The organism is Arthrobacter sp. P1_H7, from assembly GCF_056405215.1.
Genome location: NZ_JBFUCO010000002.1, coordinates 238,161 through 250,722, shown reverse-complemented (window position 1 = coordinate 250,722; position 12,562 = coordinate 238,161). Strand labels below are relative to the sequence as shown.

9 protein-coding genes are annotated in these 12,562 nt (G+C 67.9%); 7 read left to right on the top strand and 2 right to left on the bottom strand.

Annotated features, from left to right (window positions below; all coding sequences use genetic code 11):
* The first annotated feature begins 66 nt into the window (after window positions 1-66).
* Together AC1DXI_RS01830 and AC1DXI_RS01825 are read left to right on the top strand one after the other, a co-directional pair.
* Window positions 67-1,920, top strand: a complete 1,854-nt coding sequence (locus tag AC1DXI_RS01830) for an acetyl/propionyl/methylcrotonyl-CoA carboxylase subunit alpha (protein ID WP_476937202.1) — start codon at window positions 67-69, stop codon at window positions 1,918-1,920.
* 96 nt (window positions 1,921-2,016) lie between these two features.
* Entirely contained in the window at window positions 2,017-2,769 is a 753-nt protein-coding gene (locus AC1DXI_RS01825) for a glutamine amidotransferase (RefSeq protein ID WP_476937201.1), read from the top strand.
* On the opposite strand, the gene AC1DXI_RS01820 is transcribed toward AC1DXI_RS01825, so the two are convergent.
* Window positions 2,766-4,178, bottom strand: coding sequence for an MFS transporter (locus tag AC1DXI_RS01820; protein WP_476937200.1), 1,413 nt, complete (start codon window positions 4,176-4,178; stop codon window positions 2,766-2,768). The genes AC1DXI_RS01825 and AC1DXI_RS01820 overlap by 4 nt on opposite strands.
* 317 nt (window positions 4,179-4,495) lie before the next feature.
* Here AC1DXI_RS01820 and AC1DXI_RS01815 point away from each other — a divergent pair, with 317 nt between their 5' ends.
* The 3 genes from AC1DXI_RS01815 to AC1DXI_RS01805 are packed head-to-tail and all read left to right on the top strand — an operon-like array spanning window position 4,496 to window position 9,718.
* The gene (locus tag AC1DXI_RS01815) at window positions 4,496-5,887 is read left to right on the top strand and encodes an MFS transporter (RefSeq protein ID WP_476937365.1); all 1,392 of its coding nucleotides are present in this window, start codon (window positions 4,496-4,498) and stop codon (window positions 5,885-5,887) included.
* 1 nt (window position 5,888) lies between these two features.
* Complete coding sequence (locus AC1DXI_RS01810) at window positions 5,889-8,162, top strand: molybdopterin oxidoreductase family protein (protein ID WP_476937199.1); 2,274 nt, start codon at window positions 5,889-5,891, stop codon at window positions 8,160-8,162.
* Window positions 8,159-9,718 (top strand): FAD-dependent oxidoreductase, encoded by a 1,560-nt coding sequence (locus AC1DXI_RS01805; RefSeq protein ID WP_476937198.1) that lies wholly within the window; start codon window positions 8,159-8,161, stop codon window positions 9,716-9,718. The genes AC1DXI_RS01810 and AC1DXI_RS01805 overlap by 4 nt, the downstream gene beginning before the upstream one ends.
* Window positions 9,719-10,414: 696 nt before the next feature.
* On the opposite strand, the gene AC1DXI_RS01800 is transcribed toward AC1DXI_RS01805, so the two are convergent.
* The gene (locus tag AC1DXI_RS01800; protein ID WP_028275854.1) at window positions 10,415-10,666 is read right to left on the bottom strand and encodes a hypothetical protein; all 252 of its coding nucleotides are present in this window, start codon (window positions 10,664-10,666) and stop codon (window positions 10,415-10,417) included.
* 479 nt (window positions 10,667-11,145) lie between these two features.
* On the opposite strand from AC1DXI_RS01800, the gene AC1DXI_RS01795 reads away from it, so the two are divergent.
* Together AC1DXI_RS01795 and AC1DXI_RS01790 are read left to right on the top strand one after the other, a co-directional pair.
* Window positions 11,146-11,784 carry a hypothetical protein gene (locus AC1DXI_RS01795; RefSeq protein WP_476937197.1) on the top strand — a complete coding sequence of 213 codons (639 nt, stop codon included), beginning with the start codon at window positions 11,146-11,148 and terminating at the stop codon, window positions 11,782-11,784.
* A 76-nt stretch (window positions 11,785-11,860) separates the two neighbouring features.
* Entirely contained in the window at window positions 11,861-12,550 is a 690-nt protein-coding gene (locus tag AC1DXI_RS01790) for a hypothetical protein (protein WP_476937196.1), read from the top strand.
* The last annotated feature ends 12 nt before the right edge of the window (window positions 12,551-12,562 follow it).

The window sequence follows — 12,562 nt, the reverse complement described above, 5'->3', positions numbered from 1 at the left end:
CCGCAAGTAATATCGGCGGAACCCTCAAAACCGCGCTAGGCTCCCTGAAGGAAAGAAGGAGACGCCTTGTCAGCAAATTCGGAGCAGTCCGCACCCACCGTCCCGGGAACAACGCAGTCATCTACAGCCGCGGGCATCCGCCGGCTGACCAAGGTGCTGATCGCCAACCGCGGAGAAATCGCGGTGCGCATCATCCGCGCCGCCCGCGATGAAGGCATCGCCTCGGTGGCTGTCTACGCGGACCCCGACCGCGACGCGTTGCACGCCCGGCTCGCGGACGAGGCCTACGCGCTCGGTGGCAACACCGCCGCGGAGTCCTACCTGGTAATGGACAAGATCATCGACGTCGCCCGCCAGTCCGGCGCGGACGCCATCCACCCCGGGTACGGGTTCCTGGCCGAGAACGCCGAGTTCGCCACTAAGGTGATCGATGCCGGCATTACGTGGATCGGGCCCTCCCCCGAGGCGATCTCTGCCCTGGGCGACAAGGTCCAGGCCCGCCACATCGCCGAGAAGGTCGGCGCCCCGCAGGTCCCCGGCACCGCCGACCCGGTCGAATCCGCCGAGGAAATCCTCGACTTCGTGGACAAGTTCGGCCTGCCCGTCGCCATCAAGGCGGCCTTCGGCGGCGGCGGACGCGGCATCAAGGTGGCCCGCACCCGCGAAGAAATCCCCGAACTCTTCGAATCCGCCGTACGCGAGGCCACCGCCGCCTTCGGCCGCGGCGAGTGCTTCATTGAGCGCTTCCTGGACGCCCCGCGCCACGTCGAGACCCAGTGCCTGGCCGACGCCCACGGCAACGTCGTGGTGGTCTCCACCCGCGACTGCTCGCTCCAGCGCCGGAACCAGAAGCTCGTCGAGGAGGCCCCGGCCCCGTTCCTCACCGAGGAACAGAACCGCCGGCTCTACGAATCCTCCAAGGCCATCCTCAAGGAGGCGGGCTACCTCGGCGCAGGCACCTGCGAATTCCTCGTCGGCCAAGACGGCACCATCTCCTTCCTCGAGGTCAACACCCGCCTGCAGGTGGAGCACTGCGTCTCCGAGGAAGTCACCGGGATCGACCTCGTCCGCGAACAGTTCCGGCTGGCCCGCGGCGAGGAGCTCGGCTACGGCGACCCGGAAGTCCGCGGCCACTCCATCGAATTCCGCATCACCGGCGAGGACCCGGGCCGGAACTTCATGCCCGCCCCCGGCACCATCACGCGACTGTTGAACCCCACCGGACCCGGTATCCGCGTCGATTCGGGCGTGGAGCAGGGTGATGTCATCAGCGGCAACTTCGACTCCATGCTCTCCAAGCTGATCGTCACCGGCGCCACCCGCGCCCAGGCCCTGCAGCGCTCCCGGCGGGCGCTGGAGGAAATGGTGGTCGAAGGGATCCCCACCGTCATCCCGTTCGACCTCGCAGTCGTTTCCAATCCCGATTTCGCCCCGGCCGAGGGCGCCTTCAAGGTCCACACCCGCTGGATCGAGACCGCCTTCGTCAACGACATTCCGGCCTGGACCCCGACCGGCACTGACGCTGAAGCGGCCGACGCCGGCGACCGCCAGCGCGTCGTCGTCGAGGTCGGCGGCAAGCGCCTGGAAGTCGTGCTGCCGGCGTCGCTGGGCTCGGTCAGCAACGCCGCGGGCGCCAAGCCGGCCAAGGCCAAGAAGCGCATCCGCGGTGGCGGCGCACCCGCGGCCGCGAGCGGCAACGCCCTGACCTCCCCCATGCAGGGGACCATCGTGAAGGTGGCCGTCGCCGAGGGTGACATGGTCGCCGAGGGCGATCTCGTCGTCGTGCTCGAGGCGATGAAGATGGAACAGCCGCTCACCGCCCACCGTGCCGGGATCGTGATCGGCCTCGCCGCAGCGGCAGGCGAGACCGTCTCCGCCGGCGCCATCATCGCCATGATCGAGGACGGCGCCGCAGAGTAAGCGGCTCACAGTACGGCGACGGCGGACGGTAACCGCCACTGCCGGTCGCGGGSGCGCCTCTGGCGCGTCCGCGACCGGCCAGTAGAGACTTGGAGTGTGAAGCCATTCCTGCTCCTCGCCTCGCGCGCGGAAGACACCGCCGCCGAGGACGAATACTGCGCCTACCTTCGCTACTGCGGGCTCCAGCCGGAGCAGCTCCACCGCATCCGGATGGAAGCCGCCCCGCTGCCTGAGCTGGAACTGTCCGACTATTCGGGCGTCATTGTGGGCGGCAGTCCGTTCACGTCCAGCGACCCGGCCGAGCACAAGAACGCCACCCAGCACCGGGTGGAGCGCGAACTCGCCGGGCTGCTGGACAGGATCGTGGCCGAGGACTTCCCGTTCCTCGGCGCCTGCTACGGCGTCGGCACCCTCGGACTGCACCAGGGCGCCGTGATCGACCGGACGTACGGTGAAGGGCTCGGCGGGGTCACCATCAAACTGACGGCGGAGGGGCTGCAGGATCCCCTCCTGCGCGGCCTGCCGGAGAGCTTCACGGCGTTCACCGGCCACAAGGAAGCCTGCACCGTCCTGCCCTCCCATGCGGTGCTGCTGGCGAGCTCGGCCGCCTGCCCGGTGCACATGTTCCGGATCAAGACCAACTTGTACGCCACCCAGTTCCACCCCGAGCTCGATGCAGAAGGGCTCGTCACCAGGATCGATATCTACCGCCACGCCGGCTACTTCCCGCCGGAATCGGCCGAAATGCTCATGGCCGACGCCCGGCAGTTCACCGCGACGGAACCGATGAAAGGCGTGTTCACTGAACACGCCGGGCTTCTCCCGTCAGGAATAGGGAACGGACGTTAGGCCACGTTGTTGGTGTAGTCGAGGTCCCGGGTTTCCTTGCTCACGAACAGGGCGATCAGCGTCAGCACCGCCATGGCGGCGAGGTAGACACCGACCAGCCCGGGGCTGCCCTTCCCCATTTCCCAGAGCCAGACGGCGATGAACGGGGCGACGGCCGCACCCAGGATGCTGGAGAAGTTGTAGCTGATGGCCGAGCCGGTGTACCGGACGTTCGTCGGGAACAGCTCCGGCAGGAGCGCACCCATGGGCCCGAAGGTCAGGCCCATCAGGGAGAAGCCGATGATCAGCAGGGCCATGGTGCCCACGAACCCGGCGCTAAACAGCGGAACGAAGAGCAGGCCGAAGGCGATGATGCCGAAAGTTACAACGATCAGCATCTTGCGGCGGCCGTATTTCTCGGCCAGCGGGCCGGAGACCAGCGTGAAGATACCGAAGAATACGACGCCGGCGATCAGCATCCAGAGGAAGTCGTTGCGGGTGTAGCCCAGGCCCGGGACGAATGCGGCAGCGGCGGCCTCGGTCATCGGCTTGCCGGCCTTCTCCGCTGCGGCCTTCGCGGCGTCCAGGCTGGAGGCCCGAGTGCCGTAGGTCAGTGTGAACGTCGTCATCAGGTAGAAGAGCACGTAGGTGGCGAGCATGATGAACGTGCCCAGGATCAGCTTGCGCCAGCTGGACTTGAAGACCCGGGCGAGCGGCAGCTTGGCGACCTCATTGGATTCGAGGACCTTGGTGAAGGCCGGGGTTTCGATCAGCTTGAGCCGGACGTAGAGGCCGATGATCACCATGACGGCGCTGAGCAGGAACGGTACACGCCAGCCCCAGGCCATGAAGGCGTCCGGCGTCAGGGCGTAGCTGAAGACCAGGAAGATCACGTTGGCGATGATGAAGCCGATCGGGGCACCCAGCTGCGGGAACGTGCCGTAGATGGCGCGCTTGTTCGACGGGGCGTTCTCGGTGGCGAGCAGGGCCGCGCCGCTCCATTCACCGCCGAGCGCCAGGCCCTGGCAGAAGCGCAGGACCACGAGGAGCGCCGGGGCCCAGAATTCCCAGCCCGGGACGGTCGCCGTCGGAAGGCAGCCGATCAGGAAGGTGGCAATACCCATCGTCAGCAGCGAGGCCACAAGCGTGCCCTTGCGTCCGAACTTGTCACCGAAGTGGCCGAAGATGACCGAGCCGAGCGGGCGGGCGATGAACGCCACGCCGAACACGGCGAAGGATGCCAGCAGCTGGGTGGTCTCGTTCTGCCCGGGGAAGAAGAGCTTCGGGAAAACGAGCACGGCCGCGGTGGCGTAAACGTAGAAGTCATAGAACTCGACGGTGGTACCGATCAGGCTGGCGACAATCACGCGGCCGCGCGAATTCACCTGCTGGGCGGACCCATGCTCCGCGGAGGTTGCAGTGGATGACATGTAGTAACGCTTTCATGAAGACCGGTCGGATATTCCCCTAGAGCCCGATGCCCGGGGCCGCCGGCTAGGGATTCGTATACGTCTGATAATAGGTCCCACCGTCCAGTCAGTGGACAAATAGTCCGTCATTTGGACTTCGTGTCGCCGTCTCACGTGGTGGTCGTCACACCTATTCTCACACCGTCATAAAAGCCCCGATAGGCAAAAGTCACAGCGCGTTAATAAACCGCGTCCGTCCCGGAAACGCGGCGTCCCTACCTTTGAAGGACATCACCCCCAAGGAGGTCTCCCAAGTGACTGCTGAACGCACCGCCGAAATCGGCACCGCAGAGGTCGGCGCCGCCAGTACCGGCGGCACCCTTACCCTCGACCACCGGCCCGGCCGCTGGATCGCCAACTGGGACGCGGAAAACAAGGAGCAGTGGGAGTCGGCCGGCCGCTCGATCGCCCGGCGCAACCTGAACTGGTCCATCTTCGCCGAGTTCCTGGGCTTCGTGGTCTGGCAGCTGTGGTCGATCGTGGTGGTCCAGCTTCCCTCCGCCGGCTTCAAGTTCTCCACCAACGAGATCTTCTGGCTGATCTCCATGCCAAGCCTCGTCGGCGCCACGCTCCGGATCCCCTACACGTTCATGGTTCCCCGCTTCGGCGGCCGCAACTGGACCATCGTCTCCGCCCTGTTGCTGCTGATCCCGACGATCGGCCTGGGCCTGTGCGTCGCCAACCCGGCCACCCCCTTCGGCGTCATGCTGTTCGTGGCCGCGCTGGCCGGATTCGGCGGCGGCAACTTCGCCAGCTCGATGGCGAACATCACCTTCTTCTACCCCGCACGGGAAAAGGGCTGGGCACTGGGCCTGAACGCCGCCGGCGGAAACCTCGGTGCAGCCGTCGCACAGCTGGCCGTGCCGATCGCCATCACCCTGCTGGCAGCCGGCACCGTGAACCTGCCCGTCGCAGGGTTCATGTGGGTTCCGCTGATCCTGCTGGCGGCCTTCGGCGCCTGGAAGTACATGGACAACCTCACCAGCGCCAAGGGCGACGTCGCAGGTTCGCTGGCCGCGATCAAAGAGCCGCACCTGTGGATCATGGCACTGCTGTACATCGGCACCTTCGGCTCCTTCATCGGCTTCGCAGGCGTCTTCCCCAAGCTCATCAAGGACTACTTCCCGGCATTCTCCTCGATCTCCGTCGGCACCGTGGCCCTGTCGCTGGCCTTCCTCGGCCCGCTGGTCGGATCCCTGGCCCGCCCCTACGGCGGGCGCATGGCAGACCGGATGGGCGGCGCCCGCATGACCGTCGCAGCCTTCGCCGCCATGGCCGTCATCACCCTCACCATGCTCTGGACCCTGCCGCTGAAGAACTTCTGGCTCTTCCTCTTCCTGTTCCTGCTCCTCTTCACCGCCAGCGGCTTCGGAAACGGCGCCACCTACCGCATGATCCCGATCATCTTCGCCACCTCCAGCCGGGCCGCCCGCTCCGGGGCCAGCACGCACACCACCCAGCGGCTCGCGTCCTCGGCCCTCGGCCTGATCTCGGCCATCGGCGCCTACGGCGGATTCATCATCCCCCAGGTCCTCAACGCCTCCAACACGGCCAGCGGCTCCTACACCTCGGCGTTCTACGGATTCGTGGGGGCCTACGTCCTGATGCTGGTGGTCTGCTGGTTCTGCTACATCCGCAACGCCAACCGAAACGCGATGGGACACGTCTAACATGACCAAAAGCGCCGACACGCACTGCCCCTACTGCGCCCTGCAGTGCGCCATGACGCTCACATCTCCAGCGGCTCTGACCCCGGCTGTCCAGCCGGGGTCAGACCCCGTACCGGCCATGCCGGCGCCCGGCACCGCCCCCATGTCCGCGCCGCTCCTGACAGTCGCCGGACGCGACTTCCCCACCAACCGCGGCGGCCTGTGCCGCAAGGGCTGGACCTCCGCCTCGCTGCTGGACCACCCGGGCCGCGTCACGGAGCCCCTGCTGAAGGGCGCCGACGGCGTCCACCACCCGGTCAGCTGGGACGAGGCCCTCACTCGGATCGTCTCCGCCGTAAAGCGGGCCCGCCTCGAGCACGGGGCTGACGCCGTCGGCGTGTTTGGCGGCGGCGGCCTCACCAATGAGAAGGCCTACCAGCTGGGCAAGTTCGCCAGGCTGGCCTTGGGCACCTCACGGATCGACTACAACGGGCGGTTCTGCATGTCCTCGGCCGCCGCGGCCGGCATGCGCGCCTTCGGCCTGGACCGCGGGCTCCCGTTCCCGCTCGCGGACCTCGACACCGCCAGCACCATCCTGATGCTCGGCTCCAACGTTGCCGAGACCATGCCGCCCTTCGTCCAGCACCTCCAAGGGGCCCGCGACGCCGGCGGGCTGATCGTCGTCGACCCACGGCGCTCCGCCACCGCCGCGTTTACGTCCGACGGCGGCGGGCTGCACCTGCAGCCGTTGCCCGGCACCGACCTCGCCCTGCTCCTGGGCATCTCCCACGCGGTGATCCACGAGGGCCTCGCCGACGCCGGATACATCGCGGACCGGACCACCGGCTACGACGCCGCGGTCCGCAGCGTCGCCAGCTTCTGGCCCGAACGGGTCCAGTCGATCACCGGCGTGCCCGCCGGGCTGATCCGGGAAACCGCCCGGCGGCTGGCCGACGGCGCCCGCAAGGGCGGCAGCTACATCCTCACCGGCCGCGGCGTCGAACAGCACGTGGACGGCACTGACACCGCCACGGCCGCCATCAACCTCTCCCTGCTGCTGGGCCTGCCGGGCTCCGCGCGCAGCGGCTACGGCACGCTCACCGGCCAGGGCAACGGCCAGGGCGGCCGCGAGCACGGCCAGAAGGCGGACCAGCTCCCCGGCTACCGGAAGATCACCGACCCCGCCGCGCGCGCCCACATGGCCAGGGTGTGGGGCGTGCCTGAACCCCTAATTCCCGGCCCCGGCCTCCCCGCCGTCGAACTCCTGAAGTCCTTGGGACAGCCCGACGGCGTCCGGTGCCTCTTCGTGCACGGCGCCAACGTGGCGGTGTCCGCCCCGGATGCGAACGCCGTGATCGCGGGCCTGCGCAGCCTGGACTTCCTGGTGGTGTGCGACTTCTTCCTCTCCGAGACCGCCGCCGAGGCGGACCTGGTCCTGCCGGTGACCCAGTGGGCCGAGGAAGAAGGAACCCTCACCAACCTCGAGGGCCGCGTGCTCCGCCGCCGCCGGGCCCTCACTCCCCCGCCCGGTGTCCGCAGTGAGCTGTGGATCATGACCCGGCTGGCCGAAATGCTGCACGCGCCCTCCACCTTCAGCGAGGATCCGGAAACGGTGTTCGAGGAGCTCCGGCTCGCGTCCTCCGGCGGCCTGGCCGACTACTCCGGGATCGACTACGCCATGCTGGACCGCGGCGAGGCCGCCTACTGGCCGTACCCCGCCGGGAGCGCGGGTACGCCGCGGCTCTTCCTGGACGCCTTCGCCCACGCGAACGGCCGGGCCGTGTTCACACCGGTGACGCCCCGGCGTCGTTCTTCCTCTGCCGGCTCCACGTCCGAGGCGGAACGCGCCCGCGCCGGCGCTGATCGTGCCGGAGTGCCTATGACGCTCATTACCGGGCGTCTGATGGAGCACTACCAGTCCGGGGCGCAGACCCGCCGGGTGGCCGCCCTGGCCGAGGCACAGCCGGAGGCGCGGCTGCAGCTTCACCCCGCCGCGGCTGCCGCCCAGGGGATCGCCGACGGCGACTACGTTTCGATTTCCAACGAACGCGGCGTGGTCAGCTGCCGTGCCGAGCTGAGCACGGATATCCGCCCGGAGACGGTGTTCCTGCCGTTCCATTTCCCGGAGCTCGGGAGCGCCAACCGGCTCACCGAGGCGGCCACGGACCCCATTTCCGGGATGCCCGAGTTCAAGACCAGCAAGGTGTGGATCCGGCCGGCAGTTTCCCTGGATGCCCTGGCCGGCAAGCACAGCGGTGTTCAAGCCCGTGTTCTTCAAGCAGAGGAGACCTCATGACTGAGCGGATTGTGGTGGTGGGCTTCGGGCCCGTCGCCGCGAGGCTGATTGACGAGCTGCTGCCGGCCGTGCGCAGCGGCATCGCACACCTGACGGTGATCGGTGAAGAGTCCGAGGCGGCGTACAACCGCGTGCTGGTGGCGGATCTTGGCGTCGGCCGGACGACACCGGCCGCGCTGGCCCTCGCGGATGCGGCGGCACTGGTGGCCGACGGCGTCGATGTCCGGCTGGGCGTCCGTGTCCGCCGTGTGGACCGCGCCCGGCAGCGGGTTTTGTTGAGCGACGGCACCTCGCCCGGCTACGAGCGGCTCGTTTTCGCCACCGGTTCACGGCCGGTCATCCCCAACCTGACCGGGCTCAACCCGGACCCGGCCGCGCCGGTGCTGCCGCCGGGCGTGACCGCCCTGCGCGATCTCCGCGACGCGTCCGTGCTCCACTCGGCCGTGGCGGGAGGCAAGCGAGTAGTGGTCCTGGGCGGCGGCGTGCTGGGCCTGGAGACGGCCCTCGCCGCGGCCGAGGAAGGCGCCACGGTGACCGTGGTGCACAACGGGCCCCATCCCCTGGGCCGGAACATCGACCGCGGCGGCGGCGCCGTGCTCGCAGCGTCCCTGCGGAACTGCGGCGTGCGTGTGGCCGGCAACGCCCGCTCAGTCGGCGTGGAACACAACGCGCCCGACGGCGGCTTCTCCGCTTTGCTGCTGGACGACGGTTCCGCGATCGACGGCGACCTCCTTGTCCTCTCCTGCGGTGTCCGGCCGCGGACCGAACTGGCGGAGGGCTGCGGGCTCTCCACCGGTACCGGGATCCTGGTGGACCACAAGCTCCGCGCCCACCACGAGCCCCACATTTTCGCGATCGGCGACTGCGCCGAGGTCCGCTGCCCGGACCCCGAGTGTGTGGAGTGCCGGACCGCGCGCGGCCCGTCCGGGCTGGTCGGCCCGGGCTGGCGGCAGGCCGAATGGCTCGCCGACTACCTGACCCTGCTGGCGTCCGGCGCCTCTGCCGACGCGGAAGCGTTGCCGTCCCTGCCGGCGGAACTGCCGGGGGTGATCGTGCTCAAGGCCCGCGGCATGAACATGGCCGTGGCCGGAGACGTGTCCGCAGACCCTTGGGACGAGGAAGCCCTGACCGCCGGGGCCGTGAACGGCCGGGCCCGGCTGCAGATCGCCCAGTGGGCCGATCCCGAGCACGGCCGCTACGTCAAGATGACCACCCGCGCCGGCGTTCTGGAGGGGCTGGTGGCCGTGGGCATGCCGCGCACCTCGGCCGAGCTGGTGCAGCTCTTCGAACGCGGTGCCGAACTGCCCGCCGACCGGTCGCTGCTCCTGCGCCTGGACGGTCCGGACCAGCTCGCTTCCGCAGGTGCCGCCGACCCCGCCCGGACGGTCTGCCGGTGCGCCGGCGTCAGCGGAACGGCCATTGCTTCTGCCGTCTCCGAGGGCTGCGGGACGGTGGCCGAGGTGTCGGCCTCCACCCGCGCCGGCACGGGCTGCGGCGGCTGCCACGACGACATCAAGGGGATCATCGAGGCCCACTTTCAGGGGGCGGCTGCCTGAGTTCTAGTTCGCTTCGTTGTCGAAGTTCTTCTGCCACTGGGCATGCTCGCGGCCAGCTTCCAGTCGGCGGTCCGCAGTCCACCTGGGCAGATATTCGAGCGCTGGTATCTCGCGGGCAGGCTTGGACTTGTGCGTGGGCTCAGGCCGGGTCTGCACAGGTTTGGGTTTAGGACGGGTCTGGACAGGCTTGGCCACAGGCCGAGTCTGGACGGGCTTCCGGGAGTAACTCGACCGTGTGTCGGCCGCGTGGTGCCTCATCCAGGCCACAAGCACCCAGATGGCGAGTCCAGTCAGGGTGAGTTGCCAGTAAGTGACCAGTATCCCGATGACGACCAAAATTAGAAATAGGGCGGGGATCCACATGGCGACATTATGCCTATGCGACACGCCAGGAGGTAGAGGCCTTACTCCCTGATCGCCCGCCGGCGGCGCGCAAGGAAGACCGCGCACGCGAAGAGAACGCCAAGCTGGGTCGAGGAGAGCCCCGACCAACCGTGAGTCCCCGGAGGGTGGCCTGTAACGTCGTACTGCATTGACGAGCATCAGCAAGGTCGCCGCTCCGTTGCCCAGACGACATGGGGCGTCTACATCTTCTGCGAGCATTGCAAGCGTGCTTTGAGGCGTGGGCGCGGCCTGACCAGAACGCAGAAACCCCACCAGTCGTGATGACTGGCGGGGTTTCTCTGCGCGTGGTCGTTAGTAGCGGACGACGTACGTCCTGCTGAACCGATAGCTGATCTTTCCCCCATATGTGCCCTTGACTCGGACGACGAACTTGTCGCCTTTGCTGTCCACGACCGGCGGCCCCCAGACCTTAGTGGTTGCATTCCAGCCGCCCGCGAAGATTTTGCCGTTCAAGAACCAGCGGTATTCCAGCTTGGTGCCCTTGGGCCAGCCGTACTTGTTCGCCCCCAGGATTGTTCCTGGGGTGACGTACACGGTGGACACGCCGGCTGTGCAAGGCGCGGTAGTTTGGGCACATGAGGCGGGCGTGCCTCCGTTGGCGCTGGCAGGGGCCGCCGCGGCGAGCGTTCCGGCTCCCAGGGCAACGGAAAGGGCGGCAGCGGCCGCTGCTTTACGGAAGATCGATCGTTTCAATGCTGGCACGGTTCCCCGCACCTCCTGTCGGTTGGTTGGCAGATATTTTGGACTGCTGAACGCTTCCGACATACACCGTCTACGGCGCCCCCAAGCCCTGAGTATAACCACACAGACACCACCGGCAACAAGAGTGCTCAGCATGCATGCCTGCTAGAACGCGCTCCATGGTGCGCCAAGTTCGGATGGATCGAATACAACTCTGGGAGCCCGGAGTTTAGGGCGCTCAGCAACTCCACTAGCCCCGAAGCGGGCCTTTCTCCCCTTGGCACGGCCAAGAGGCGGGGCTGCAATGAACGTAGGTTCCGTTCATCCGCAGGAGGCATCCCATGAACGTCCCGGTCATTTTGGCGCTCGGCGCGATTGTTGTGTTCGCCGTCGTGATGGGTGTTGTCATGTCGCGTGAAAAAGACCCGCAGCGGCGGGCGGCCGCGCTGACGCGCACCGGAGCGGCCGTCATGGCGGCGTTCACCGTCATCGGGGGAATCTTCATCGGCGGGTCCGCGATGCAGGACCCGGGCGGAACAACCGGAACGCTGATGACGCTCGCCTGGGTGGTGCCGATGCTCATCCTCGCGGTCTCGGCCTGGTTCTGGCCGGCCGCAACCGCTCCCCTGCTGCTCGCCCTCGCTTCTGCCTTCATTGCCGCGTGCGTGTGGCTCGCCTTCGACCCCGCTGCCCTGAGCGCCTTCCTCAGTGACAACGGCCCCGTCATCGCCGTCAGCGTGCTCGCGCTGGCTTTTCCGGCCGCCATTCTCGGCCTGAAAGTTACCGCACTGGCCGGCTGGCTGCTGGTGGCCCTGGGGGTACTGCCGCTGTTGATCACGATCATCGGAAGGTCGGGCGCGGTCGGATCGCTGATCGCGGCCAGCCTGGTTCCCCTGGCCTGCGGGATCGCCTATCTGCTGTCCGTCCGGATGGCCCGGGCCGGTTCGACGCCGGGAACCATCCACCCGGCGGCCGCCTAAGACTGCCGCACCGCCGCCAAAAACGGCCGCGTAACGCAAATCGGGCCACGGGCAATCGGCGGGTAGCATCGGGGCCATGAGCGCCGACGACGACGACATCACCGAAGAGCTGCTGGCTGACGCCGGGAAACTAACCGGGCTGAGCCTGGAACTGCTCGGGCTCGACCCGCACCCGGACGACATGACGGCCGAGCAGCGGCTCCAGTTTGATCCCGAGGACCTGGCCGAGATGGCCGCTGCCTCCCCGGAAGACCGGCACAAAGCCGTGGGCCAGACCCGCCTGCTGGCCGGACTCCTGTGGAACTCGTCGAGCATCCTCATCGATCAGCTGTTCCGCGATCTCGGAACGCTCAGCACGCTGGATGCAGTCACGCCCACCGACATTGCCGGGACCTCGGTCCTGTCCTCGCTGCCGCCACAGTTCGCCGCCGGTTACGACGCGAAATTCACCCAGAAGTTCATCGTGGTCGCAGCCGACGTCACCGCATGCCTGGTCAGGGGCTGGACCGCCCCCGGCTGCCTCGCGGCGGAACTCGCCGTGCGCTGCCTGCTCGATCAGGCGGAAATCACCGAGGACATCTACGAACTCGACCTCCCGGACGACTGGCGGGCCGCGGTCGAGGAAGTCCTGCTGGAGGACGCCGAAAGTGATGCACTGTACGCCGACGACCGACCCAACAACGACGGCGACGGGAGCCTGGCTTTCGAGCACTGGTTCCGGCCCTTTGCCCCCGGCGACACCGTTCCGCCCTACGCCTACTCCTGAGCCCTGCTGCTG